Raw genomic sequence first — 24,456 nt, 5'->3', positions numbered from 1 at the left:
GAGATACCAATGGCACATCCTCAGCACGACACCGTTTTGGTCGCCGACGATCACGGCCTTTATCGTTCTGGTTTCGGCTTTCTGCTGCGCGATCGTATGGGCTTCCGCTCCGTGATCGAAGCGGCGACGTTCGACGCCGCGCTCGATCGTCTGGCCGAAACCCCCAATGTCGAACTCGCCCTTTTCGATCTTGCAATGCCCGGCATCTCCGGCCCCGAAGGGTTGAGCATCGTCAAGGAAACCTATCCCGGCATTCGGGTCGCGATCGTTTCGGGATCCGAAGAACGCAATGACGTCGTCAAAGCGGTTGCCATGGGTCTCAACGGCTTCGTTCCGAAATCGCTCGCAGACGATGAGATCGTCGGCGCTTTGCGCGACATACTTGATGGCCGGGTGTTCGTTCCGCGTTTCATGACGGTCGGCGGCAATTCCGCGATGTCCGCGCCGTCAAAACCGCAGAACGCCGAATCGTCGGGAAGCAAAGGGGACCCCAGCGGTGGAGCCACCTACAAATCCATTTCACCACGCCAGCGCGATGTCCTGGAATGTGTCCGCCGGGGCCTTTCGAATAAAGAGATCGCGCGCGAGCTGGATATCGCCGAGGGCACGGTGAAAATCCATCTCGCCGCTCTCTTCTCTCACTTCGGCGCAAGAAACCGCACCGAACTTGCAACGAGAAGCTGACCTTCGAGGGATGGCTCGACGGTCAGACGCAAACTCTACTTACGCAACAACTGCACCGACCCGGTATCGCAACCAGCGTCGCAGAATATCTGGATCGAACGGCTTCCTGACGACGGGAAATGGCAAGGCACCGGACGAATAATCCGCGTGCCCTGTCGTGATGATGGTCGGAATTGAGTGACCGATCGCCGCCGCGATAGCGAGCGCGTCACGAACTCCGCGCATCTGTCCGTCGATTTCGATGTCGGTGATGATAGCCGCGATATTGCCGAGGCTATGGCCGAGTGTCCGGACCGCCTCGCGCGAAGATCGCGCGGCGACGCATGAATATCCCCAATCATCGATCAGCATCGTAAGTGCCATCGATGACCGGTAGTCATCCTCGATCACGACGATCAACGGGCGCGAATGGTCTTCGAACGCCGGCCGAGCACAATCCACCGCCATCTCCCGAGAGGGGGTGATCATCCGCGGGCCTCCTCCATAATTCAGCAAACACAACGATTTGAGGCTCTTTGCATGGCCGTCGCCAGTCAGCGTGAGGCCATAGGCCGCTCGAACTAGCCAACGGCGAAGAATTCCCGGCGCCTGGAATGCGCGCAATCCACACCGCGCACGCGATCGCCGGCGGAGGCTGGGGAAAACCTGTGGTAGGTTTCTGATTTTGCAAAACGATCGAGCTTCAACCGGACGAAAAACCAAGCATGGCAAATAACGATAAAATCGACACGACTCGAAAAGCGCCGCCGCGTTCCCGTTGGTATAGCCCTCGCTCGATCGGCCGCTCGATCGCGTTGCGCCCCCGCATCGTCGTCGGCGCATTCATAGCCATCGCGGCGTTGTTCCTGCTTCCATCCTCGCTCCGTGGTTCGGTTAGAGAAGCGCTCGCCTGGTGCGCCGGAGGAACGGCCTACCTCATCATGGCGTTCAAATTCATCGGTGGATGCCACTCGGATAGAATCCGCTCTCGCGCGGCGCTCCAAGACGACAGCGCAGTGGTTATCCTCGTGATCGTCTTGACGGCGATGTTTTCAAGTTTTGCAGCCATCTTCGGCTTGCTTGTCGCCGCAAAAGGCGCGTCCGATCAGGAACGAATGTTTCTCGCCGCCCTCGCCGCCACGACCATCGTCGTTTCCTGGCTGGTGACGCAGGTGACCTTCACCTTCCATTACGCCCATGAATATTATTCACCGGAGGAATTTTCAGAGAATACTTCGGAAGCACGCGACGCCCTGACTTTTCCAGGCGACAGAAAACCCGACTATTGGGACTTCTTCTATTTCGCGACGTCGTTCGGCGCGGCATCCCAGACCTCGGACGTCACGATCAACAGCAAACACATGCGCCGGCTGACGACGCTTCACGCCATCGTCTCGTTTTTCTTCAATACGATGGTGCTCGCCTTGGTGATCAACCTCTCCGCCAGTCTCGCGTGACGGAAATAAACTCACCGCTTCCTGACGAAAACCGTACCGGCCGAATAGCCCGCACCAAACGAGCAGATCAATCCGGTGTCCCCTGGCTTGAAATCGCTGTTGGCGGAATGGAATGCGATGATCGAGCCCGCCGAACTCGTGTTTGCGAATTCATCCAGGATGATGACGTTCTCTTCCGGCGTCGGCACGCGATCGAGCACCTTCCGGCCGATCATGTCGTTCATGTTGATGTTCGCCTGATGCAGCCATAGGCGCTTCAGGATTTTCGGCTCGACGCCGAGATCGCGCGCATGATCGATGATCATGTCGATCACCATCGGCACGACTTCGCGAAACACCTTGCGGCCTTCCTGGACGAAAAGCTTGTCCGCGGTCCCGATGCCTTCGGGCGCGCAGCGATTGAGAAAGCCGAAGTTGTTGCGAATGTTGTTCGAAAACTGCGTCTTGAGGCGCGTACCGAGAATGGTCCAGCCACCCCGAGCGAGCGCCTCTTCCGTCACCACGATCGCAGTCGCGACATCGCCGAAGATGAAATGGCTATCCCGGTCGCGAAAATTGAGATGCCCCGAGCAGATCTCGGGATTGACGACCAGCACCGCCTTGACCGAGCCGCCAGAGATGAAATCCGCCGCGGTCTTGATGCCGAATGTCGCCGACGAACAGGCGACATTCATGTCGAAGGCAAATCCCGCGATACCAAGCGCGTTTTGCACCTCGATGGCCATCGCCGGATAGGGCCGCTGCATGTTCGACGCCGCACACAGAACGGCCCCAATATCACGGATGTCCCCGCCCCAACGCGCCAGCGCGCCCCGTGCCGCGCGCACCGCCATCTCGGCAAGAACGGAAATGTCCTCATTCGCGCGCTCGGGAATGTTCGGTCGCATGACCGCCGGATCGAGGACACCGGACTTATCGACGACATGACGCGATTTGATTCCCGACGCCTTTTCGATGAACTCGGCCGATGACGGCAGCAGCGCTGCGATCTCGCCCGCCTGAATTGCAGCGGCATTATCGCGGTTGAACGCAGCGACGTACGCATTGAAGGCGGTAACGAGCTCGGCGTTCGAAATGCTGTCGGGCGGAACGTAAAGTCCCGTCGCGGCGATGACTGGCTGAGGCACGAGCGTTTCCAATTCTTGTCGGGCGTTCCGGCCGCCCATTCATTGTTGTCCGTTCGAAGATCGCTCGCCTGCGCACCGTCGGGGCATTAACGATCTCGCCGCCTCCATAGCGCAGCTTGCGGCGAACTCCAATCGCACCGTCTTACGGGCGGGCGCCCCAAGGGCCACCTTCCGCTGGTGTTCCGTGGGTAACGCAGCAAGCAGATCAATCACTTGCCACCCCCGCGCCTGTTGCCGACGGAACAGCCCCACCGCCTGCGCGCCCCTAAAGCTTGTCTCCGGAAGATGAGGAGACAACGCCATGTCCGCACGGATCTCTACGCTGACGACCGCCCCGGCCGCCGCCAAAAGCCCGAACGGCGAGACCTTCCGCATCGCAGGCGGTAAGACCGGCGTATTGTTGATCCACGGGCTCTGCGGCACCCCCGCTGAAATGCGCTTCGTCGCCCTCGGCCTGGCGCGCGCCGGCTACACGGTCCATTGCCCCACGCTGGCTGGCCACGGGGGCTCCCGCGCCGACATCGTTAAATCGACCTGGCAGGACTGGTATCGCAGCGCAGAAGCCGCCCTCGAAGAACTCCGCCAGACTTGCGACACGGTCATCATCGGCGGTCTTTGCCTCGGCGGCATCATCGCCCTGCATCTCGCCGCCAACAATTCGGACAAGGTCGATGGCCTCGCGCTCTTCTCGCCGACGCTGTGGACCAATGGCTGGGCGATGCCCTGGTACAGCAAATTGTTCTCGCTCGTCCGCAGCCGCTGGGTCGCAAATCTGATGCAGTTCCCCGACGCTGAATCGCTCGGCATCAAATGCCCGCGCGTCCGCGAATTCGTTCGCGCGGCGCTGGCAGCATCCGATGGCTCGGACCTCGGCACCGTCGGCACGCCGGGCGCCATGGTGTTCGAGCACCGCCGCCTCGTCGCCGCCGCCAAGAAACTGCTCGGCAAAATCCGTCAGCCCGCGCTGATCGTCCATTCCCGCGAAGACGACTACGCCGATCTCAACAATGCCACCTACCTGCAGGCGAAGCTGCCGTCCGCGACCGACCTCATCGTGCTGGACGACAGCTATCACATGGTCACGCTCGACAAGCAGCGTCACGTGGTGGTCGAAAGAACCCGCGATTTCGTTGAACGTATCGCGACGGGCGGCAATAGCGAAGGCACCGAGGTGGGTGGCAAATCGCGGCCGATCAAGGCGGCTTGAACCGATAAGACGCGACGACCGCAAAAAGCAGATGTCTGCTGCGCCGGCGTCGCATCCAATTCAGCGCGGCCACGCGTCGGATCTGTCGAACTCGAGAGAGTCCGTGGTCTCCGTCAGGCGCAGCCGCGAGGGAACCCCGGATACGCGAAACCTCATTCCGGAGCCCTGATAAACCTACGCAGAAATGGTTGCCATAATGCAAACGTCCGCAAATATCGTAAAAATGACCCGCGAATTTAAGACCTGTTTAACGCATCGGGCTTTCGCAACAGCCAATATATGAGCGGCACTGTCAGTGCATGCGGCAGGATCTTGAGGGCGACGAAAAAGAAGACGTTGAAAATTCCCGGCACGATCACGCGATTTCCGAACATGAACCAGCGGTAGGCGCTGTTGGCGACGCTTTCCGCTGACATCGGCGGCAGAAGATAACGATAGAGCGATTGCTCCGCGCCCATCTCTTCATGGAATGCCGTCGTGACAGGCCCAGGCAAGAGTGCAGCAATGCGCACGCCTTGCCCCGCATTTTCGCTCGCGATCGCTTCGGTCAACGACACGACATAGGACTTGCTCGCATAATACGCCGCCTGGTTTGGTCCGGGAACGCTGGCCCCCAATGAGGCGACATTCAGAATGCCACCGCGTTGCCGCTCAAGCATCGCTGGGAGAGCTTCGCGCGTCAGCCGGGTTGTGGTCGCGACGTTGAGCGCTACCAGTCGGAACAAATCGGCTTCGGAGTGCGTGGCAAACGGGCCGGCCAAGCCCGTGCCCGCATTATTCACCAGAATGTCGAGATAAAGGCCGTTGCGATTGAGAGCCGTCGCAATGACGTCATACGCGCTCGGCTCGGTGACGTCGCACAGAATAGCGATGGCGTCAGCGCCCGTCGATGCTTTGAGCTCTGCCACCGCCTCTTCGAGACGTACGGCATTGCGGGCGACGATCGCGGTTTGGTGGCCCGCCTGCAGAAACCGTCGGGCAATCGCGAGCCCGATGCCGCGCGATCCACCGGTAACGACCACGGCAGGCTCGAGACCGGATACGTCCTGCAGCGCTCGTCTTACAGCCGCGTCGTCAGCGGGAGTATGCCAAGGCCAAAGCCGCGCATACCAGGGAGCCGTCCGCTTTTGCATGTTCTCGTGACGGCCCGCTGATGGTTTTGTCGCCATCAGCGGAAAGTAAGGAAACCTCAATCGGGTCGCAAGGCGGCCCCAACGCAGTTTTCGATAAGCCCATCACGTTGTGCTGACCGAGGGAGCAAGCACCCCATCGTCGGTCTTCGCTTGCAGCTTCTGCAGCAGGTAATCGAGCGAGATCGGTCCGGGGCCCGCAACGGCCAGCCACCCGAACAGCGCCATGTACGACACTTCTTCGAAACCAAGCAGCGTCTCGAGCGAATCGACCTGGTCCCACTTTGCACTGATGATCGCAACGATCATCACAACGACGAGCGGCACGCCTGCAATCCTCGTGAAAAGTCCAAGCAGAAGAAAAAGTCCGCCGAAGAATTCGACGCCCGAAACGAACGGCGTCAAAATCGACGGAAAAGGAATCCCCCAGGATTCAAAATTGGCGGTGATTTGCGGCAGAGCATGCAGCTTTTCCCAGCCACTCCACATAAACACCCAGCCCACGACAATGCGTGCGAACAGCGGCGGCAGCCATAAAAACACCCGCGAAAGCTTCTCGGGAATGTCGATCAACCAATGCGTCAGAAATCTCATGGCGTAAGCCCTCAGCTGGAGAAAAAGGCGGAATTTTCCGCTGCAACTGATGGGGGGTTACGAGGCAAAATGCTGGCCGGTTACATTCACCATCGAATAAATTCGCCGGGCTATCCGCCCCGGCTCATCGCCAAAGCAAAATTCTTCATATTTTTTTTCCGAAACTCGAAACGTCCAAGTTGGATGGTTCGTAACCTTCCTCGTGACCGGTCCAACCGGGGCACAAACGACAGCGTGGAAACAAAATCTTCCAAAGGAACATACCATGAAGATCAGCGTAAAGTCCGGTTCGGCTCTCGCGGCCGCAGCAGCATCGCTCATGCTCGCCAACGCCGTTATGTCGACGGTCGCATTCGCCGATGAAGCAACCGGCCATTGCGTCGGTGCCAACGCTTGCAAGGGTCAGAGCGCCTGCAAGAGCGCCACCAACGCCTGCAAAGGTCAGAACGCTTGCAAAGGCCAGGGCTTTACCGAGACGACGAAGGAAGGCTGCACGACCGGCCACTTCGAACCCGCGAAGTAACACGCAAAATTCAAAAAACGCCGCCTAACCGCGGCGTTTTTTCTATTGGGCCATTCGGCCCGGAAAATTGCAATTGCAGAGTTCAAGGACGATCGATGACAATCAGATTTCTGACGCATGCCGGTTTGGCTTTCGCCCTTATTATTTTGACGGCTATCGGTGCATCCGCCGCCGACCGCAGAACGTTCGATGAGAAGGCATTTGCCGAAGCGCAGGCTCAAGGAAAATCCATCCTCATCGACATCTCCGCCCCTTGGTGCCCGACCTGCCAGGCGCAAAAGCCGATCATAGAAAAACTGGCGGCAGAACCCCGCTACGGCGATCTGACGATCTTCGACGTCGACTTCGACAGCCGAAAAGACGTGCTGCGAAAGTTCCGCGCCCAGTCGCAAAGCACATTGATCGTTTTCAAGGGCGCCAATGAAGCCGGCCGCTCCGTCGGCAGCACAAACGAAAGCGCGATCGACAGCCTGTTGCGCAAGGCGCTGTAAGGGTTCTGCATCATGCTCGCGTCGTTCGCATTGGCCTTCATCGCCGGCGTCTTGTCCGTTCTCTCGCCCTGCGTGCTGCCGCTCGTTCCGATCGTGATGGCGACGGCAGCGTCTGCACATCGATATGGTCCCGTTGCGCTATCGGCAGGCGTCGCCCTGTCGTTCGTCGCGGTAAGCCTTTTTGTGGCAACAGTCGGATTCGCCATCGGGTTGGACGGTGCGTTCTTCCGCTCGGTCGCAGCCACGCTCCTGATTGTGATCGGCGCGATTCTGGTCGTTCCTGTCTTGCAGCAGCGTTTTGCCGTTGCCGCCGGTCCCATTTCCAATTGGGCCGACCAAACGCTCGGTACCTATTCGGCACCCGGCTTATGGGGACAATTCGGCGTCGGGCTCGTTCTCGGTGCCGTCTGGAGCCCGTGTGTCGGACCGACACTCGGCGCCGCATCCCTGCTCGCCGCCCAAGGCGAAGACCTCGGAAAGGTGAGCCTGACGCTGCTCTCGTTCGGGATCGGAGCCGTCGTCCCGCTTCTCGTCCTGGGCGCGCTTTCGCGCGAAATTCTCAATCGCTGGCGCAACGCGCTGGCGTCGGCCGGATCTGCGGGTAAATATGTTCTCGGCGGCGTACTGATCTTGACCGGCCTCGCGATCCTGACCGGCCTCGATAAAGCCCTCGAAGCCCAGATTGTAGCTGCCTCGCCGGCTTGGCTAACCGAATTGACAACGAAATACTGAAACGAGGAGCCTGCCCATGCTCGTTCAAGCGACAGCCGATAACGCGACCGACCGCAGGCAGCAGGCGGGCGCAAAGCCGCGCTACCTCGGTTACGGCTTGGGCCTTCGCGCCCAGCATTATGCCGATATCCTAGGCGGCAATCCCGACATCGACTGGTTTGAGGTGATCTCCGAAAATTACATGGTGCCGGGCGGCCAGCCGCTCCGCATCCTGGACCAGATCCGCGCCCGCTATCCGATCGTCATGCACGGAGTTTCGCTATCGATCGCCTCGACCGCCCCCTTCGATGCCGATTACCTGAAAGACCTAAAAGCGCTCGCTGATCGCACCGAGCCCGTCTTCGTTTCCGACCACCTCTGCTGGACGGGCGTGCACGGCGTCAATCTTCACGATCTGCTGCCCTTCCCTTATACGCCCGAAGCGCTCGACCATGTCGTCTCCCGCATTCACCACGTGCAGGATTATCTGAAGCGGCCCTTGGCGCTCGAGAACGTCTCGTCCTACGTCCAGTTCCGCAATTCCGAAATGCCGGAATGGGAATTCATCGCTGAAATGACGAAGCGAACAGGTTGCTGGCTCGTGTTCGACGTCAACAACGTCTACGTCAGCGCCTTCAATCACGAATATGATCCCTACGAATTCATCGCCGGAATTCCCGCCGACCGCGTCGTGCAATTTCATCTCGCGGGCCATGAGCACAACATGACCCACATCATCGACACCCATGATGCCCTTGTCTGCGATGAAGTGTGGACGCTTTATAAAGCGGCACTCAACCGTTTCGGCCCGGTCTCAACCATCATCGAGCGCGACGACGACATTCCACCGTTGAACGTCATGCTCGAAGAGCTCGGCAAGGCGCGCCATCTTGCGAAAGAGGTTTTCGCTGACTCGAACGAGCGGTAGCAATTCATCATGCCGGCAAACATCATATCCGTTCCTCGAGAAGGCCAGTCGGCGGAAAAAACAAGAACCGCCGCTCCATCGCTCAGCGAAATGCAGGACGCGTTTCAGCGCGCGGTAATGCTCGGCGACGACGCCGTTCTCAATGAGATCCTCGACAATTCGCGGACCGATCGAAACGTTCTCTTTGGCGTTTATCGTCACGCTTACGTCGCGCGCCTGATCGAGGTCGTGCGCAACGATCATCCGCTTCTCTCCGCATACCTTGGCGACACCGCGTTTCAGGACCTGGCGAAGGCTTATGTGCAGGCGCACCCATCCCGGAACCAGAATGCCCGATGGTTCTCCCACGGCTTTCCCGACTTCATCGCCGACGTCCGCCCCTCCGAACCGCACGTTGCCGACCTTGCCGAACTGGAGCGCGCGCTGAACGACGCCTTCGATGCTCCCGACCAAGAGACCGTCAAAATGTCCGACCTCGCCGCCGTTCCCCCCGAAAGCTGGGCCGATCTCATTTTTGAGGCCCATCCCTCTACACACATTCTTTCTTTTTCGACCAACGCCCACGCTCTATGGCTGGCGCTCAAAAATACCGAAACGCCACCTCCGGTTGAGACACGTTCAGAAGCCGAAAACATCATCGTTTGGCGCCACGAGACGACCCCGAAAGTCCGTCGCATGCCCTACGAGGAAGCCATGATGTGGAAGGAAGCAGCAAGCGGCGTACCGTTCGGCGGCCTTTGCGAGCTGGTCGCCGTTTATGATGACCCCGAGTCCGCACCGATGCGCGCCGCCCAATATCTGCACGGCTGGATCGCGTCCGGACTTCTGGGAAAAGGTCTCCTGGAAGAATAGGCCATCAAATAACGACGCCGGCCGCCGAGCCGCCCAATCCAAACCAAATTCTTTCGCTTTCTAGCCCGGACTTATAGAAAGCCTGCGGGCACGATGGGTTTGGACATAGGAAGGCTCCGAGAGCTTCGGACGTTCTGATCCTATGAATTCGGGTGGGAAATTTGAGATTAGCGGGATTTGAATTTGGCACCGGCGCTTGGAGCAAGCGTCTGGCGGGATATGTCAAAATTGCCGTCGTTTTGGCGGTCACGCTCCTTGCAGGCCCGAGCACGATGGCGTCGGCACAAGCCACCGACGATGCCGAAGCAGCCCAGCGTCCGCCCGTCAGCGTTCCCATATTTTTCACGTCCAAGAGCGATGACTGCTACGACAGCGGCATCGTCGCCGCGATCAAACGTGTGGCAACGCTCTCGCAAAATTACATCAATCGCACGGGCGGCATCGCCGGCCGCCAGATCATCATCAATCTCTACGATGACAAACGTGATCCCAAATTGGCGGCCGCCAATCTCGCCGCTGCGATTTCAGACCCGCAGACGGTTGCGATGGTCGGCATGACGAACGCGACGCGCTCCAAAGCGGCGTTCGAGGCCAACGGCCAAGCCCTGAAGGCCGCCAACATCCCATTTCTGTCCGACATCTCTGTCGCCGCCATCATCGCGGATTACCCGTCCGTGTTCACCACCCGCCCATCGGAAGACGATGAGCGGATGCCGATCATCACCAACTTCGTCAAAGAGATGAAATTCGCCCGCGTGGCCTTCATCGGCCTGCAGGACAACGTCGCAAGCGGCAACTTGGGCGACTCTCTGAAGAAATATCTCGGCGCCGATGCCATGGTCGCCGATCATCGGCTGGCGCTCACCGACGACAAGCTCAATCCTGCCGATGTCGCGGCAATGGTTGACGACTTGAAAGGCAAAACGCCGGATCTGGTTTTTATCGCGATCGGCAGCGATCGTATCAAGGACGTACTGAAACAATTCAAGATCGCGGGATATACCCCGCCGATGTTCGCCACCGGGCGGATCGAAGATCTGGTCTCAAAAGGCGGCAGCTTCTATCCCAACGACGTCTACAAACTTGCCTGGGACGGCTTCCCCGATGTCGACAGCGAGCGTCTGCGCGACTTGCTCCTGACAACGAACAACCCCGACTACTGGATCTTCCAGGGCGCCAAGAACGACGCCGCGCCAGGCTGGAAGGACGGAACCTGCAAGGTGAGGGACGACGATCTGCCCCCCAACGCGCTGGACACAGAAAACATGCGCGCGCTGCAGACCGGTATGCGCTACGCCGATATGATCCGCCTCATCGCTGAGGCCGCTCGCGCCGCGCCGCCCGCAGCCAACATTCAGAACCTTCGCGATGAAATCGTCGAGCAGCTCGGCACGACCTACGCCGCCGGTCGCGGCATGTTCAAAGGCCGCTTCGGCAATTGGTCGTTCCGCCCGATGTCACGCGCGGTGGCTCGCACCCCGCTCATCGTCGTGCTGCCGCGGGGAATTAATCATCCCCAGCTCGCACCGATGCAATTCCTTCATCTCCGCAACGACACGATGCGCCGGATCGATACGCTCTACGCCGACATCGATCTGATCCACGCCGATCGCATCGATGACAACGACCAGACATTTCTGGCCGACTTCTACATTTCGATGAACGATCGCAGCGGCGCATCCATCGACCAGATCGAATTTTCCAACGCTTACCTCGATCCCGGATCCAACAGCCGGCAAATCACGATCCGCCCAATCCACGACGGCGGCAAGAGCGACGCCTATCCCGATCACATGAAAATCTATCAGGTGACGGGCAAGTTTCTCTATTCGCCAAACCTGCGTAATTATCCCTTCGACACGCAGCGATTTTCAATCGACCTGCAACCGAAGAACGGCGCCAGCGCCTTTATTGTCCAGCCGCCACCGAAAGAGCTTCGGGATAAGTCCGTCACCGTCGACGGCTGGGACCCGAAAGATCAGTATGTCAGCTACGACGAGGATTTCGTGCGCACCGTCGATGCGCAGACGCTCGAACCGAGCGTCGTCCCGTTTTACAAAGCGAGCTTCGCCTGGCTGATGAAGCGGCAGACGACGGACTATTTCCTCCGGGTCGTCGTGCCCCTGGGATTCATCCTATTCATCGCCTATCTGTCGATCTTCATCTCGACCCATCACTTCGAAGCCATCGTGACGATCCAGGTTACCGCCCTGCTGTCAGCAGTCGCGCTTTACCTCGCGCTTCCCAAGCTCGATGCCAACATCGAGACGCTCTCCGACCGGCTATTCTTATTCACGTATCTCGTCCTGAGCGTCATCATTGCGATCACGATCGCGCGCGTGAACAGGCGCATCGAGCCGATCGGATGGCTGAAGAAATCTCTGGCCTTCATCCACATCGCACTCATTCCGGCGATGTCTGCGGCGATGGCCTATTACGTCTATCAGGCTAGCATCAGCTGACGCGGTTGCTCAGGCTGCGACCGCATCGCTGCGGATTTTATCGAGCAGCTTGATGAAGGCGGCGACCGTCGGATTGCGCGTCTGCGCGGTGCCCGCACGGCCGAGGCATGCCGCCACCAGTTCCCAGGCAAGCCCGGGCTTTTTCAGGCTGGCAATTCCAAGTTTCGGCGAAGCCGCCGAAATGGCGCGGGTACACGCGAACGTTTTCGGTACCAGCGCAATACCGAAGCCGCGCGCTACGAGATCGAGAAGCACCTGGACATCGCCGACTTCGAGAACCGTCCGCCGCGAAATATTGACCGCACCGAACGCGCGATCGACGATCCGTCGTGTCCCCTTGTCGGGTTGGAAATCGACGAAGGTCTCGTCCGCAAGGCTCTCGAGCGTGACGTTCTCGCGACCTTCGAGCCGGTGGCCGAGAGGATGCGCAATCACCAGGCTGTCCGACGCGATCGGTATCGTGACGATCTCGCGGCTCTTCTCGAAAAGGGGAAAGAAAGCCAAGTCGATTCTGCCATCCTTCACCTTGTCCATCATCTTCGTCGCGGTGCCGTGGCAAAGCTTGATTTCCACCGTTGGATGAAGATCGTGAAATTCCCCGAGAAGAAGCGGCAGATCGAAAAATGCGTTGAGACTGCCGCAGGTCCCGATGGTCAGCGTCCCGCGCTCCAGACCGTTGATCGCCGCAACGGCGCTCCGCGCCTCCTTGACCCCGGCGATAATCGCTTGCGCTTTTTCATAAAGCACACGGCCGGCCACTGTGAGTTCGACGTGCCGCGTCGTCCGCACGAACAGCGGCGCACCCATTTCCTGCTCCAGCGCCCGGATCGACGCCGATAAACCTGATTGAACAATGTTCATTTTGCGGGCAGCGCGGGTGAAATGCTTTTCCTCCGCCGCCGCTACGAAATGTTCCAGTTGCTTGAGGTCCAAGGTTCTCAACACCATCCGAGATTAATCGATATCCCAGAACAATAGCATCCTAACATACTATTGGACAGATGGACGGCAATCCCCCAATTCTGACCGTCGTTGCTTCGGTTGTCGGCGCGAATTTTCACGTTGCGAAGCCGGCGAGCGTGTCGGCGTGCCGTTTCGTCGCGACGTGTCAGCTGTTTTCTGAGACGGATGTACGTCGGCTTACGAGTTAGCAGCCTGGGCGCTAGCCCGCGTTTTTCCGCGGCGGCGAGATGGAGACTTCACAGCGATGGCTGCACTTGTGCGAATCGCACTGCGGTTGCCGTACACATTTGTCGTATTGGCGCTGCTGATTCTTCTCACCGGAGGCTTGGCTGCGCTCCGCACTCCGATCGACATCTTTCCTGAAATCCGCATCCCCGTCATCGCAGTCGTCTGGCAGTATACCGGCCTGCCGCCGGATCAATTGTCCGGCCGCATGGTCACGCCCTTTCAACGCGCGCTGACAACGACCGTCAACGACATCGAGCATATCGAAGCGAATTCTTATAACGGCATCGGCGTCGTCAAAATCTTCTTTCATCCTTCGGTCGACATCAGCGTCGCCAACGCGCAGGTCACGGCGATTTCGCAGACGATGCTCCGGCAGATGCCGCCCGGAACCAATCCGCCGCTCATCCTGAACTACAGCGCCTCGACTGTTCCCATCGTGCAATTGGCGCTCGGCGGCGAAGGCATGACCGAGCAGCGCCTCTTCGACCTCGGTATGAACCAGGTGCGTATTCGCCTCGTCACCGTCCCGGGCGCAGCCTTGCCATACCCCTATGGCGGCAAGTCGCGCCAGATCCAGATCGATCTCGACGATGCGGCGCTTCGTGCCAAAGGATTGTCCGCTCAGGATGTGCAAACCGCGCTCTCAGCGCAAAACCTGATCAATCCGGCGGGCACTCAGAAAATCGGTCCGACCGAATACGTGATGCAGCTCAACAACGCGCCGTCCGACCTCGACGCGTTGGGCGATCTGCCGATTAAAACCGTCAATGGCGCGATGGTCTACATCCGCGATGTTGCGCAAGTCCGCGACGGCAACCCACCGCAACAGAACATCGTGCACGTCGACGGCAATCGCTCGGTGCTGCTGACCGTGTTGAAGAACGGCGCCGTTTCGACGCTCGATATCATCCAGGGCATCAAGGACAAGGTGAAGGAGATCAAGCCGGGCCTTCCCGACGCCTTGACCATCTCCTATCTCGGCGACCAATCGATCTTCGTGCGCGGCGCCGTTCAAAACGTTATCCACGAGGGCATACTCGCGGCGGCTCTGACAAGCATCATGATCCTGCTCTTTCTCGGCAGCATGCGCTCGACGATCATCATCGCGACGTCCATTCCACTCGCCGTTCTTGCCTCCGTTGCCATGCTCTCCGCGCTCGGCGAAACGCTGAATATCATGACGCTCGGCGGCCTCGCGCTCGCCGTCGGCATTCTGGTCGACGAAGCGACCGTGACGATAGAGAACATCAACTATCACCTGGAGCAGGGAAAGGACGTCGAGACCGCGATCCTCGACGGCGCCGATCAGATCGCGACGCCGGCCTTCGTTTCGATGCTGTGCATCTGTATCGTTTTCGTGCCGATGTTTTTCCTCGAAGGCGTCGCTCGATTTCTGTTCGTGCCGATGGCCGAAGCGGTGATGTTCGCGATGGTTGCTTCTTTCATCCTGTCGCGCACGCTCGTGCCCACAATGGCGAAATATCTGCTGAAGCCCCACGATCACAACGCCCACGAGAGGCCGACGCGAAATCCCTTCGTACTTTTCCAGCGCGGCTTTGAGCATGCCTTCGAAACGTTCCGCGGCGGCTATCACCGGATTTTGGAAGGCGCTCTCGCGCACCGAGCGATCGTTCTTCTTTTCTCGTTCGGATTTATCGCGGCGTCGTTCCTGCTTGTCCCATATCTTGGCCGCAGCTTCTTTCCGGCCGTCGATTCTGGGCAAATTCTGATGCACGCCCGCCTTCCGGTCGGAACGCGCATCGAAGAGAGCGCGCACGAATTCGCGAGAATTCAGGACGCGATCCGTGAAGTTATCCCGTCCGACCAGATCGAAGTCATGGTCGACAACGTCGGCATGCCGATCAGCGGCATCAACACGACCTATAACAACACCGGCATGATCGGTCCGCAGGACGGCGATATCCAAATCGCTCTTAAGGAAGGTCACGGCCCCACTGCGGAATATGTGAGGCAGCTCCGCGACAGGCTGCCGAAGGAATTCCCCGGCGTGACCTTCTCATTCCTTCCCGCCGACATCGTCAGCCAGATCCTGAACTTCGGCGCACCGACCCCCATCGATTTGCAAATCAGAGGCAAGGATCTCGACGCCGCCTTTGCCTACGCGCAGAAGATTCTTCGCCAGATCAAGATGATCCCGGGCGTCGCCGACGCACGCATTCAGCAGTCGCAGCGAAACCCGGGCTTCGACGTGAATGTCGATCGTTCGCGCGCGCAATACGTCGGCGTGACGGAGCGCGATGTCACCAACAGCGTCGCAACGAGCCTCGCCGGCACTGGCCAGGTGGACCCCGCATTCTGGCTGAACCCGAAGAACGGCGTGCAGTACCCGATCGTCATCCAGACGCCGCAGTACAAGCTCGACTCGCTTGCTTCGCTGCAAAATCTGCCGATCACGTCCAGCACCGCGCCTTCGCCGCAAATTCTCGGTGCCGTCGCCGATTTCCAACGCCAGACGAGCAACGCCGTCGTCTCGCAGTACGATATCCAGCCGATGGTGCAGATCTTGACGACGACGGAAGGGCGCGACCTCGGCGCCGTCGCAGCCGACATTCAGAAGGTCATCGACGCTACCGCGGGAGATCTTCCCAAGGGCGCCACCGCCGTCATGCTCGGCCAGGTAAAGACGATGAATACCGCCTATTCCGGAATGTTGTTCGGCCTCGCGGGCGCGATCGTGCTTATATACCTGCTGATCGTGGTTAACTTCCAATCCTGGGCTGATCCCCTCGTGATCATCATGGCGCTACCTGCGGCTTTGATCGGCATCGTCTGGATGCTGTTCCTCACGGGCACGACGTTGTCGGTGCCAGCGTTGACGGGCGCCATCATGTGCATGGGCGTGGCAACCGCAAATGCCGTGCTCGTCGTCAGCTTTGCCCGCGAGCGGCTGGCCGATCACGGCGACCCGATCATGGCTGCCGCCGAATCTGGATACGTGCGAATCCGCCCCGTCCTGATGACGGCGCTCGCCATGATCATCGGCATGGCGCCGATGGCTCTCGGACTGGGCGAAGGCGGCGAGCAAAACGCCCCGCTCGGTCGCGCCGTCATCGGCGGTCTGATTTTCGCGACCGCCGCAACGCTCTTCGTCGTGCCGGTCATCTTCAGCCTGATGCACAAACGCCGAACATCTAACTCTTCGTCGCCACAAGCCGCAATGCCCGGAGAATTCCATGCAGCCTGAAGCGCCCGCCGAGCAGCCCCAGCGCTCGCGCTGGAAGTTACCACTGGCGACGATCATCTTCGTCGGTGGTGCTGCGTTTCTCGCCTTCACCGGGATTGAGAGCCGCCAGCAGACGGTCGCTCAGTTGAAAACGAAAGCCGCGGAACGGGCCGTGCCGACCGTCGCCGCCACCAATCCGACCGTCAAGCAGAGCATTGGCGTGCTTGATCTTCCCGGCCGTCTGGACGCCTACTATCAGGCCGCACTGTTTGCGCGCGTGAACGGCTACGTGGCGACTCGCAATGCCGACATCGGATCGAAAGTGAAGACCGGCGACGTGCTCGCGACGATCGACGCGCCCGATCTCGATCAGCAATTGTCTCAGGCCGAATCCGATCTGACGAACGCCAAAGCCAACGCTCAGCTTGCCCAGGTTACCAACCAGCGCTATCAGGCGCTGCTGCCGAGCAATTACGTCACGCATCAGGCCGCCGACGAAAAGAAAGCCGATCTCGACGCCAAGAACGCGCTCGTGAAGTCCGAGCAGGCAAATGTCGACCGGCTGAAGGCGTTGACCGAATACAAGCGCATTGTCGCGCCGTTCGACGGCATCGTGACGGTCCGCAACACCGACGTCGGCAACTTGATCAATACCGGCAGCTCGTCCGGCGCCGAGTTGTTCGTCGTCGCCGACGTGCACAAACTGCGCCTTTACGTCAACGTGCCCCAGGCCTACGTGCCGATGATCCCGACCGGAACCGTCGGTATTTTGACCGTCCCCGAACGCCCCGGCAAGAAATACGAAGCCAAGGTCGAAGCATCGTCCGGCGCCGTCGACGCGGCTTCGGGAACAACGCGCATGCAGCTTATCGTCGACAACGCTGCGGGCGAGCTGATGCCGGGCGCTTACGCCAACGTCCATCTTACCGTCGGCAACAAGCATAATGTGCTCGTCATTCCCTCGAGCGCCATCATCTTCGATAAGGAAGGGCTGCGCGTCGCAACCGTCGGCACCGATGACAAAGTCAACCTCAAGCCCATCGCGATCGGACGCGACCGCGGCGCGACTGTCGAAATCGCATCGGGACTCGCGCCGGAGGATCACGTCATCGAGAACCCGCCGGATGGCCTAAGCGACGGCGACAAGGTGAACGTCAAGGAAAAGCCAAATCCCGCGAATGCGCCGTCGACCTCCAATGGGCCGACGCCGCCGAACAAGGGCTGAGGGGAACCGACCGCGCATTCCGCATTTTTGGGAACAGGTCTATCGGCCCATGCGTTCCCGCATGGAACGATTGAAAGGACCATGTCCAATGACGGAGAAACGGCTTATCGCAGCCGCGGCCGCCGCGGCAATCATCGCAGCTTCGATGCCGGCTCACGCCGACAGCGCGGTCAGCCCCGCGGACCGAGCGAAGACCATTGAACCAGGAAAAGTTGGGCCGGGAAGCGAAAATAACGCGGTTGTTTCGCCGACGTCGCCCTCTGTGCCGATTAACAAGCAGCCGCCGCCCGAGATCAGCCTGCCGGCAGATTCCGGTGCTGGCGGCAGCACCGGCGAAAAAGGCAGCGGACCGGAAGCAACGACGCCGCCGCACAATCCATCCTCGCCAGGTCTTCAGTAAGCGGCCTCATTCGCCGATCAGCTTGCAGTCGATTTCGACTTGCCCGGCCATCGCGGCGTCGCCCTGATAGATGCCGCAGTTGAGCAGATTGTCCTGGAACACCTTTCGGCTCGTATAGACGTTGATGAGCAGCATGGGACGGCCCTCGGACGTCTTTCCGATATCGGCTTCGGAAATTGAAATGCCGCCGAGATTGATCGCCGTCGTGCCATTCGGCAGATCGACGACCTCGTTCGCCAGACCGATCTCGCCGTCATCACCGGCAGCAATCCCGGTCTTCGCCGTCCCATAGTAGGAAGCCGACACGCGGACAGTTTCGCCTGACGCCGAGAGCTTGGCGGCAGCGGCCGGGGAAAGCGTAAGCTGTACGATGTACCTCGGAACGACGCGTGCGCCGCCCACAGTTGACTGCGTTGGTCCGGCAGCATGGGCCGAGGCGGCCGCGCACCCTTGATGAGCCTCGATGTCTTTAATTCGCTGGACATCCGCTTCTTCGCCAGGCGTCAACTTGCCGAACGGCGCGAAGCATCCCTTGCCGAAAATCGCTTGCGCGTCCGGACTTGTGAAACAATAACCCTTGTTGGCAAAAATCGCGTTTCTCGCGCGCCAAAGCGCATCGCAGACGTCGGCGGCTTCGGCGCTTCCGACATTCGCCCACGAAATAAGCATCGCCGCCAGCAGCGACTTGTTCATACCTATCCGATACATCGAGCGACCCACGTTTTGCATCCGCGCGAGATTTGAAGCGCCGCGCGCACGAAATGCCAAGGAATTTCGCGTTTTGATTAAAAACGCCGAAACCGCCCGACGCGGAATTTGCCAAAGCTGGAATTCATCGTTGCGTTTGCGGCAGCAGCGAGCAACTGAATTGAAGACAACAAGCAAGAGGCAGCAGATGACGAAGTTCCTACCCCTCGCCGGCGCCGCATTAGGCCTGGCGATCCTGGCGCCCTCAGCGGCCCAAGCCCATCATTGGCATCATCGCCACAATGGCGAATTCCGGCTCGGCTACCATCGCGCCGGTCCGCCCCATGGCTATCGCTTCGGATTTGCGACTTACGCCGGCGATCCCTTCGCGCGCGACGACTACTATGACGGTGGCCGCTGTCACTATCTCCACCATCGTGACTTCTGCTACGGGCCGCGGCCGTTCGGCTGGATCCGTTAAGACTCTTTAAATCCGCCTATCGGGAGGATGCCGGAACACCGGCTCCTCCGTACGCGGCAGACGGTGGGCGCTTCACCAAGCCGGAACGCACACGCTGCGAACACGAAAATCGTAGCCGTTGTCGTAATAGCAATATCGCACGGGATACGCGGGATAGACGGGCGCCGGCACCGGATAGACCGGATAATAGCGCGGCAGCGCGTAGTAGCTGCCCGCCGGATAAAATCCGTAGGCGGGATAGAAACCCCAGCCCTTGCGATACGCACGCCGGATATACGTCGGGCAGCCGCGGTAATCGGGTGCGTGGTAGCCATAGGGGTCGTACCCGCAGCCACGATAGAATGTTGCATCGGCAGCCGACGAGAAAGCTGCAAGGCTCAAACCCGCGGCCAGAGCGCCGACGACAAACTTCAAACCAGACATGGGACGTCTCCCAGATACATTCCTGACCCGGTCGGGGATCGGACGATCTTAGGCGACGAACCTTAAATTTGAGAGTATCGAGCGAAGTTAGAGTGAATAAAGCCTTGATTCATCTAACTCTGACGGCCCGGTAGATGCCTACTTCGACGCGGCAGTCGGCGTGACCGGAGTCAGATTGATGCCCTCGGCAAGCACTTTGATTTGCGAGAGCGACTTTTCATCGATTTCGATCAGCTTCGGCAGTCGCTTCGCCATTTTTTCTTTCAGCTCGGCCGGACATCCGGGCGCAAGGCTGGCAAGGTTTTTAGCCACTTCCGCCTTTGCCTTTTGCTCGACGTCTGCGCGGTCAACGGCGGTGTCGACGCATTGGTAGAGGCTCAGAATATAGGGCGTCGTTGCCTTATAGAATTTTTCGAGCTTGTCCGCTTCGGCATTGAACCCACAGCGACGCGCCAATTCCACCTGCTGGAACTGATCGGCAGCCTGCTCTTTCATCAGCAGCGATGTACAGCCGTAACCGGTGGCAATTCCGGGTTGCTGTCTGCATAAGCCGACCCGCGTCTCCGGCTTTTGGATCTCGTTCATGGTGCATTCCGCGTATGCGCTCGACGCGATGACGCTGAGGCTGGCAGCAAGCAGAAAGGTTTTCGATTGCGCATTCACGATGTCTGGTCCCCGTCCCGGAAATAAAGCCGTCCAATGATCTCCGACCGTATCAGCGAGAATGTGGCAGACTCCGTGCAGAAATGGCCAATGTGACCTTATGCACCCGAAATCGCCGCGGAAACGCTGCAGTTTCAGCAGCTTCGCCGATGCCTCTCCGGCACATTTCGTTGCAAGTGTTACGCGCTGGTCACGTTTTGTCTCCTCGTCCAATGGTAGCCTCAATTCGAATCTGTCGTTGTCGCGTAGCGCGAGGGAACGACAAAAAACTTAGGCGGCCGAAGCATGCCGCCATCTCCCCGCGCTTTGCACTCCGACACGTTGTGCGCGAACGGGAGCGACGCCGAGGGCTTTTCTCAACGGAGAAGCCGATATGCCAAAATTCAAGGTCGTTGTTTGGTGTGATCATTGTCTGAATGACGCCGAAGGATGTTTCGGTGGCGGCACCGAAACGATCGGTAGTTCATTCGAAACCTGGGAAGACGCGCAGAAAGCCGCGTCGGAATACTGCGGTCATCTTCCATACGGTTATCGCGTCGAGGAGGACGACGAGTACTGAGCGACGATGACGGCAGGCATAGCCGTCGGAGGCGTATGTCACTCGCGCGCCTGACGGGTGGCAACGGCACGGCTGGGCCTGCCCGCAACGGGCCGATCGTTCATCGATTTGTTACGGCGTCTGACACGCTTTGTGAATTGTTCATGACAGCAGCATTAGGTATCGCTGCAAGTCTCAGCGGGAAACGTGTCGCTGCCAATCAGGTCGGACGAGCGGGACCGAAACCGATCGGCGCGAGGGCGGCACAATCCTGTAGGCCCTGCCAGTCAAATGGCAGGGCCTTCCGCTTTCTAGCCCCTTACGTCCGCAAATCATTCTTAAGTCGCAGGCATCTGTCGCGTCGGATTAGATGCGCCGCAGCACCCTCTCCGAATTCAGATGCCGTCCTGCTACACGCCAACGGCAAATCGTTCCGTATACCTCAGATGTGCTTGCGAACGTCCGCTCGCGGGCATTTGCTGGGACCAGTCGCTCGGCTGCCGACCTCAACCCCCGGCATCGAGCGACGCACAATCAGAATGCATTTCCGCATTCTGACCGGTAAAGGCCAGGGAGCGATGGTTCACACCCGTCGCTCTTTTGCTAGGCCCGCTCGAAAATCAAAAAATCAGTCGCTGCCGCTTCTGGCCGCCGCCAATAGCCAATCGTTCAACATTTGCGATAGCCCGACGAGTTCGTGCGTGCCGCAATCATCGGTATTCAAAGCGCAAAGCGATATTGCGTCGTCCTCGCCACCGATCGAAGCGTAAACCAACCCTCGGATCCGGCCGCTGCGCGCCTGTTTGAGCAAGTCTCCGACTTGCGATACGAGACGGTCCTGCTCTTTCGTAAGCCGCAGCCGCTGGTCTTGCAGTACGATCAGTTCAGCCATTCTTTGACGGTCCCTTGGTCTCGACTAACCTTTGAACCGAACCCGGGAATGCAGGGTTCCGAGACGCGGCGTTGCGGCAAATCGGCGATAAGAAACCGCCCCGGCTTTCTTTAAGGAAACCGGGGCGAAACATGCTTTTGGAAAAGGTAGTTCAGTAGCGGCAAAAGCGACGACCGTGGCGCCAATAGCAATAATCGTAATCGTCGTCGTAATAATCGTCGTCGCCGAGATAGATCCCGGGACCCCAACCGTAACCGTACCATCCACCGCCACGCCAACCACGGCCGCCATGCCAATGCCCTCCGCCGTGCCAGTTGCCGCCATGAGCGAAATGACCGCCGCCAAAATGCCCACCATGACCGAAACCGCCCATGTGGCCACCACCCATATGGCCGCCACTGAAATGGGCCGCGGACGCCGGAATTGAGAACGCAGCCAAGGCGCACGCGGCGGCGATTGCTGTAGCTGTTTGTTTGAACTTGACCATCGGATGTTCTCTCCTTTGAACGTAGCGTTTGAAGAGAGAACCGAAGCCGCCTTCAGCGAGTTTCAAAACCGCAACCTTACGGATAGTTGATGGATCAACGAGCGCCGGAATCGCTTCGTGTGCATGACGGCATGCGTCATTGGGCGGCGAAAATAGCGCGCCGCGGCAGCACTGAATTTGACGAGGATACGAGGCCGAAGCGAAGCGTGAGAAATCGTACGAAAATGGTGCCGCTTGTGTGACTCGAACACACGACCCCGTCATTACGAATTATGTGGTCTTTGAATTTCTGGGAGTCAGGCGGCCCTCTCGCGCATTGCGTTGCAAGTGCATTTTATCCTTTTAATACGTCACTTATGCAATTGGATTGACTCCGAATATCGTGACAGGTTCTGACCACGTCATCACTACGACCCATTCAGAATAAACCAGGGGTATACCAGGGCGGCTTGCATGAAAGCGATTTTCCTGGTATATTAAAGATGGGGTCGTTCAAAGAGGGCAAGCGAAATGGCACGGACCGCGACCAACGTCCTGGTCTTCAACAACCTGGTCGTGAAGCAAGCAATCGAGGAAGCGAAAGCACAGCCGCAGAAGGAATGGCGGTTCGAGCGCGTACTCAATCCTGGCAAGGGTGGCGAGCGACGGGCGCCCATGCCTGGCCTGGTCTTGGTCACACAGCCGACCGGCAAAGGCGTCTTCTACAAATTCTATCGCAACACGGTCGGCAAGCTGAAGAAGCTGCGGCTGGGCGACTACGACGAGATTGGCCTGGAAGGCGCTAGGAAGCTCTGGGAAGACAATTCGCTATCGATTGCCGGCGGCACCAGCCCGGTAGACGAGAAGCACGCGCTGCGCCAGGCGATGACTTTTAAGGAACTGGCCAAGGCGCTTCTCGCAAACGGCAAGCTGGCAGCCAACACCCGCGCCAACTATGAACGCCACCTTGAAACCCATATCTACGACGTGATCGGCGACAAGCCTTGCCAGTCCGTGACGAACCAGGACGTCCTCGCGATTTGCCGGAAGGCGGAAGCTAAGAGCAACTTCGCACTATCCAACATGCTGAAGTCCATTGTTGGCGGCGTCTATCGGTATGGACGCAACCAGGGTCTTTGCGACGACAACCCATGTCTAGGCATTGGGCGTCGCGGGCCGAAGGTTGCACGGGATCGCAACCCGACAGGAGACGAGATTGCCGCCCTGTGGAAGGCTATGGACGTCGTCGAGACCCAGCGCGACGAGGACGACGACACGCCCGTTGCCAAGCTTTCCCCGGCCATGAAGCTGATTATCAGGCTCGGCATCGTGACCGGCCAGCGGCGTACGGAGGTTGCGGGCGTGCGTAGGTCTGAGCTGTCGGACCTGGACGGCAAAGACCCGCGTTGGACCATTCCAGGCGACGTGAACAAACGTGGCAAGGTCGTAGAAGGGCGCACCAAGAATGGCAGAACGCAAATCGTGCCATTGTCGCCGCTAGCCGTGACGCTCTTCAAACAGGCGCTAGCAGAGTGTGCGAACCGCGAATATCTGTTCCCGGCCGACGCGACCAAAACCAAAGCCGACAAGCCGCGCACCCCGCACGTTCATGGGGAGTCGGTCTCCAAGGCCATGCGCCGACTACGTGTAAGCGCTGGCATCGAAGACGTATCTATCCACGATATGCGCCGCGCACTATCGAATTACCTCAAGGACAACGGCGTAGGCCGGGAAGTTCGGGACCTCGTGTTGAACCATGCTGACGGTTCCGTTGATGGCCAGCACTACAGCCAGGACGCTAGGATGCTGACGCAGGTGCGGGCAGCGTTGGAGCTGTGGTCGCGTCGCGTTGAGAGGCTTGTGTCTGATGAAGCCGACGAAAGCTCGAACGTCCACGAACTGAAGAGGGCCTAGCCGGCTTCTCGCGTGCACGGGGCCGTATGAATGTCCATATCACCGGTTAGACGCGCGGTTGATTACCGCAGAACATGACTTTGGAATTGCGCATATCGCCAATTAATTCCGGCAATCGCACTTTCTTATAACCCCCATTTAGCAGACGCTGGCGCCAAAAATCTCTTGTGTCGGCGGAATGCGATTGCGGCGCCAGCGGACAAATCACTCAATTACTGTTATAATAGTGTTTTGGGTAGGCTGCCCT

25 protein-coding genes are annotated in these 24,456 nt (G+C 59.1%); 15 read left to right on the top strand and 10 right to left on the bottom strand.

Annotated features, from left to right (window positions below):
• Positions 1-9: 9 nt before the first annotated feature.
• Positions 10-684 carry a response regulator gene (locus QM780_RS15995; RefSeq protein ID WP_415071432.1) on the top strand — a complete coding sequence of 225 codons (675 nt, stop codon included), beginning with the start codon at positions 10-12 and terminating at the stop codon, positions 682-684.
• A 39-nt stretch (positions 685-723) separates the two neighbouring features.
• Here QM780_RS15995 and QM780_RS15990 read toward each other — a convergent pair whose 3' ends face one another.
• Positions 724-1,131 (bottom strand): response regulator, encoded by a 408-nt coding sequence (locus tag QM780_RS15990; RefSeq protein ID WP_415072065.1) that lies wholly within the window; start codon positions 1,129-1,131, stop codon positions 724-726.
• Between the two features lie 257 nt (positions 1,132-1,388).
• Between QM780_RS15990 and QM780_RS15985 the strand changes: the two genes are divergently transcribed.
• A complete protein-coding gene (locus QM780_RS15985) occupies positions 1,389-2,120 on the top strand; it encodes a DUF1345 domain-containing protein (protein ID WP_415071431.1) in 732 nt (243 codons plus the stop codon).
• An 11-nt stretch (positions 2,121-2,131) separates the two neighbouring features.
• Here the strand turns inward: QM780_RS15985 and QM780_RS15980 are convergent, their stop codons facing one another.
• Entirely contained in the window at positions 2,132-3,247 is a 1,116-nt protein-coding gene (locus tag QM780_RS15980; protein ID WP_415071430.1) for a beta-ketoacyl-ACP synthase III, read from the bottom strand.
• Between the two features lie 301 nt (positions 3,248-3,548).
• Between QM780_RS15980 and QM780_RS15975 the strand changes: the two genes are divergently transcribed.
• Complete coding sequence (locus QM780_RS15975; protein ID WP_415071429.1) at positions 3,549-4,454, top strand: alpha/beta hydrolase; 906 nt, start codon at positions 3,549-3,551, stop codon at positions 4,452-4,454.
• 236 nt (positions 4,455-4,690) lie between these two features.
• Here the strand turns inward: QM780_RS15975 and QM780_RS15970 are convergent, their stop codons facing one another.
• Together QM780_RS15970 and QM780_RS15965 are read right to left on the bottom strand one after the other, a co-directional pair.
• Complete coding sequence (locus QM780_RS15970; RefSeq protein WP_415071428.1) at positions 4,691-5,587, bottom strand: SDR family NAD(P)-dependent oxidoreductase; 897 nt, start codon at positions 5,585-5,587, stop codon at positions 4,691-4,693.
• Between the two features lie 102 nt (positions 5,588-5,689).
• Positions 5,690-6,178, bottom strand: a complete 489-nt coding sequence (locus QM780_RS15965) for a DoxX family protein (RefSeq protein WP_415071427.1) — start codon at positions 6,176-6,178, stop codon at positions 5,690-5,692.
• Between the two features lie 265 nt (positions 6,179-6,443).
• Here QM780_RS15965 and QM780_RS15960 point away from each other — a divergent pair, with 265 nt between their 5' ends.
• The 6 genes from QM780_RS15960 (at position 6,444) to QM780_RS15935 (ending at position 12,145) form a co-directional block, all read left to right on the top strand.
• Positions 6,444-6,701, top strand: a complete 258-nt coding sequence (locus QM780_RS15960; protein WP_415071426.1) for a hypothetical protein — start codon at positions 6,444-6,446, stop codon at positions 6,699-6,701.
• A 95-nt stretch (positions 6,702-6,796) separates the two neighbouring features.
• On the top strand, positions 6,797-7,192 hold the full coding sequence (locus QM780_RS15955; protein WP_415071425.1) for a thioredoxin family protein: 396 nt from the start codon (positions 6,797-6,799) through the stop codon (positions 7,190-7,192).
• 12 nt (positions 7,193-7,204) lie between these two features.
• A complete protein-coding gene (locus QM780_RS15950) occupies positions 7,205-7,924 on the top strand; it encodes a cytochrome c biogenesis CcdA family protein (RefSeq protein WP_415071424.1) in 720 nt (239 codons plus the stop codon).
• Between the two features lie 16 nt (positions 7,925-7,940).
• Positions 7,941-8,831, top strand: a complete 891-nt coding sequence (locus QM780_RS15945) for a DUF692 domain-containing protein (protein ID WP_415071423.1) — start codon at positions 7,941-7,943, stop codon at positions 8,829-8,831.
• A 9-nt stretch (positions 8,832-8,840) separates the two neighbouring features.
• Positions 8,841-9,683, top strand: coding sequence for a putative DNA-binding domain-containing protein (locus QM780_RS15940; protein ID WP_415071422.1), 843 nt, complete (start codon positions 8,841-8,843; stop codon positions 9,681-9,683).
• 152 nt (positions 9,684-9,835) lie between these two features.
• On the top strand, positions 9,836-12,145 hold the full coding sequence (locus QM780_RS15935; RefSeq protein WP_415071421.1) for an ABC transporter substrate-binding protein: 2,310 nt from the start codon (positions 9,836-9,838) through the stop codon (positions 12,143-12,145).
• A gap of 9 nt (positions 12,146-12,154) precedes the next feature.
• Here the strand turns inward: QM780_RS15935 and QM780_RS15930 are convergent, their stop codons facing one another.
• A complete protein-coding gene (locus QM780_RS15930; protein ID WP_415071420.1) occupies positions 12,155-13,093 on the bottom strand; it encodes a LysR family transcriptional regulator in 939 nt (312 codons plus the stop codon).
• Positions 13,094-13,352: 259 nt separating this feature from the next.
• Here QM780_RS15930 and QM780_RS15925 point away from each other — a divergent pair, with 259 nt between their 5' ends.
• From QM780_RS15925 to QM780_RS15915, 3 genes are all read left to right on the top strand, one after another.
• Entirely contained in the window at positions 13,353-16,541 is a 3,189-nt protein-coding gene (locus QM780_RS15925; protein ID WP_415071419.1) for an efflux RND transporter permease subunit, read from the top strand.
• Positions 16,531-17,745, top strand: coding sequence for an efflux RND transporter periplasmic adaptor subunit (locus QM780_RS15920; RefSeq protein WP_415071418.1), 1,215 nt, complete (start codon positions 16,531-16,533; stop codon positions 17,743-17,745). Before QM780_RS15925 ends, QM780_RS15920 begins: the two co-directional genes overlap by 11 nt.
• Positions 17,746-17,833: 88 nt before the next feature.
• Positions 17,834-18,145, top strand: a complete 312-nt coding sequence (locus QM780_RS15915) for a hypothetical protein (protein WP_415071417.1) — start codon at positions 17,834-17,836, stop codon at positions 18,143-18,145.
• Positions 18,146-18,151: 6 nt separating this feature from the next.
• On the opposite strand, the gene QM780_RS15910 is transcribed toward QM780_RS15915, so the two are convergent.
• Complete coding sequence (locus tag QM780_RS15910) at positions 18,152-18,853, bottom strand: YARHG domain-containing protein (protein ID WP_415071416.1); 702 nt, start codon at positions 18,851-18,853, stop codon at positions 18,152-18,154.
• A 187-nt stretch (positions 18,854-19,040) separates the two neighbouring features.
• On the opposite strand from QM780_RS15910, the gene QM780_RS15905 reads away from it, so the two are divergent.
• Positions 19,041-19,313: a hypothetical protein gene (locus QM780_RS15905; protein ID WP_415071415.1), complete on the top strand. Its 273-nt coding sequence runs from the start codon at positions 19,041-19,043 to the stop codon at positions 19,311-19,313.
• Positions 19,314-19,385: 72 nt separating this feature from the next.
• Here the strand turns inward: QM780_RS15905 and QM780_RS15900 are convergent, their stop codons facing one another.
• Together QM780_RS15900 and QM780_RS15895 are read right to left on the bottom strand one after the other, a co-directional pair.
• Positions 19,386-19,736: a hypothetical protein gene (locus QM780_RS15900; protein ID WP_415071414.1), complete on the bottom strand. Its 351-nt coding sequence runs from the start codon at positions 19,734-19,736 to the stop codon at positions 19,386-19,388.
• A 138-nt stretch (positions 19,737-19,874) separates the two neighbouring features.
• Entirely contained in the window at positions 19,875-20,321 is a 447-nt protein-coding gene (locus tag QM780_RS15895; protein ID WP_415071413.1) for a hypothetical protein, read from the bottom strand.
• A 451-nt stretch (positions 20,322-20,772) separates the two neighbouring features.
• Here QM780_RS15895 and QM780_RS15890 point away from each other — a divergent pair, with 451 nt between their 5' ends.
• Positions 20,773-20,958: a hypothetical protein gene (locus QM780_RS15890; protein ID WP_415071412.1), complete on the top strand. Its 186-nt coding sequence runs from the start codon at positions 20,773-20,775 to the stop codon at positions 20,956-20,958.
• Positions 20,959-21,565: 607 nt separating this feature from the next.
• Here QM780_RS15890 and QM780_RS15885 read toward each other — a convergent pair.
• On the bottom strand, positions 21,566-21,829 hold the full coding sequence (locus tag QM780_RS15885) for a hypothetical protein (protein ID WP_415071411.1): 264 nt from the start codon (positions 21,827-21,829) through the stop codon (positions 21,566-21,568).
• 151 nt (positions 21,830-21,980) lie between these two features.
• Complete coding sequence (locus QM780_RS15880) at positions 21,981-22,316, bottom strand: hypothetical protein (protein ID WP_415071410.1); 336 nt, start codon at positions 22,314-22,316, stop codon at positions 21,981-21,983.
• A 510-nt stretch (positions 22,317-22,826) separates the two neighbouring features.
• Here QM780_RS15880 and QM780_RS15875 point away from each other — a divergent pair.
• Positions 22,827-24,209 (top strand): tyrosine-type recombinase/integrase, encoded by a 1,383-nt coding sequence (locus QM780_RS15875; protein WP_415071409.1) that lies wholly within the window; start codon positions 22,827-22,829, stop codon positions 24,207-24,209.
• The last annotated feature ends 247 nt before the right edge of the window (positions 24,210-24,456 follow it).

Source organism: Hyphomicrobium sp. (genome assembly GCF_047600905.1).
GTDB lineage: Bacteria > Pseudomonadota > Alphaproteobacteria > Rhizobiales > Hyphomicrobiaceae > Hyphomicrobium_B.
This window is presented reverse-complemented; position numbering and strand designations above follow the sequence as displayed.

Excerpts from the sequence above, each read along its gene's own strand:
- QM780_RS15990 (WP_415072065.1), bottom strand. The coding sequence starts at position 1,131 with ATGGCGGTGGATTGTGCTCGGCCGGCGTTCGAAGACCATTCGCGCCCG.
- QM780_RS15955 (WP_415071425.1), top strand. The coding sequence starts at position 6,797 with ATGACAATCAGATTTCTGACGCATGCCGGTTTGGCTTTCGCCCTTATT.
- QM780_RS15960 (WP_415071426.1), top strand. The coding sequence starts at position 6,444 with ATGAAGATCAGCGTAAAGTCCGGTTCGGCTCTCGCGGCCGCAGCAGCA.
- QM780_RS15875 (WP_415071409.1), top strand. The coding sequence starts at position 22,827 with ATGGCACGGACCGCGACCAACGTCCTGGTCTTCAACAACCTGGTCGTG.
- QM780_RS15885 (WP_415071411.1), bottom strand. The coding sequence starts at position 21,829 with ATGGCTGAACTGATCGTACTGCAAGACCAGCGGCTGCGGCTTACGAAA.
- QM780_RS15910 (WP_415071416.1), bottom strand. The coding sequence starts at position 18,853 with ATGTATCGGATAGGTATGAACAAGTCGCTGCTGGCGGCGATGCTTATT.
- QM780_RS15970 (WP_415071428.1), bottom strand. The coding sequence starts at position 5,587 with ATGCAAAAGCGGACGGCTCCCTGGTATGCGCGGCTTTGGCCTTGGCAT.
- QM780_RS15985 (WP_415071431.1), top strand. The coding sequence starts at position 1,389 with ATGGCAAATAACGATAAAATCGACACGACTCGAAAAGCGCCGCCGCGT.
- QM780_RS15995 (WP_415071432.1), top strand. The coding sequence starts at position 10 with ATGGCACATCCTCAGCACGACACCGTTTTGGTCGCCGACGATCACGGC.
- QM780_RS15880 (WP_415071410.1), bottom strand. The coding sequence starts at position 22,316 with ATGGTCAAGTTCAAACAAACAGCTACAGCAATCGCCGCCGCGTGCGCC.
- QM780_RS15945 (WP_415071423.1), top strand. The coding sequence starts at position 7,941 with ATGCTCGTTCAAGCGACAGCCGATAACGCGACCGACCGCAGGCAGCAG.
- QM780_RS15950 (WP_415071424.1), top strand. The coding sequence starts at position 7,205 with ATGCTCGCGTCGTTCGCATTGGCCTTCATCGCCGGCGTCTTGTCCGTT.
- QM780_RS15925 (WP_415071419.1), top strand. The coding sequence starts at position 13,353 with ATGGCTGCACTTGTGCGAATCGCACTGCGGTTGCCGTACACATTTGTC.
- QM780_RS15905 (WP_415071415.1), top strand. The coding sequence starts at position 19,041 with ATGACGAAGTTCCTACCCCTCGCCGGCGCCGCATTAGGCCTGGCGATC.
- QM780_RS15930 (WP_415071420.1), bottom strand. The coding sequence starts at position 13,093 with ATGGTGTTGAGAACCTTGGACCTCAAGCAACTGGAACATTTCGTAGCG.
- QM780_RS15920 (WP_415071418.1), top strand. The coding sequence starts at position 16,531 with ATGCAGCCTGAAGCGCCCGCCGAGCAGCCCCAGCGCTCGCGCTGGAAG.
- QM780_RS15900 (WP_415071414.1), bottom strand. The coding sequence starts at position 19,736 with ATGTCTGGTTTGAAGTTTGTCGTCGGCGCTCTGGCCGCGGGTTTGAGC.
- QM780_RS15940 (WP_415071422.1), top strand. The coding sequence starts at position 8,841 with ATGCCGGCAAACATCATATCCGTTCCTCGAGAAGGCCAGTCGGCGGAA.
- QM780_RS15965 (WP_415071427.1), bottom strand. The coding sequence starts at position 6,178 with ATGAGATTTCTGACGCATTGGTTGATCGACATTCCCGAGAAGCTTTCG.
- QM780_RS15975 (WP_415071429.1), top strand. The coding sequence starts at position 3,549 with ATGTCCGCACGGATCTCTACGCTGACGACCGCCCCGGCCGCCGCCAAA.
- QM780_RS15890 (WP_415071412.1), top strand. The coding sequence starts at position 20,773 with ATGCCAAAATTCAAGGTCGTTGTTTGGTGTGATCATTGTCTGAATGAC.
- QM780_RS15915 (WP_415071417.1), top strand. The coding sequence starts at position 17,834 with ATGACGGAGAAACGGCTTATCGCAGCCGCGGCCGCCGCGGCAATCATC.
- QM780_RS15895 (WP_415071413.1), bottom strand. The coding sequence starts at position 20,321 with ATGAACGAGATCCAAAAGCCGGAGACGCGGGTCGGCTTATGCAGACAG.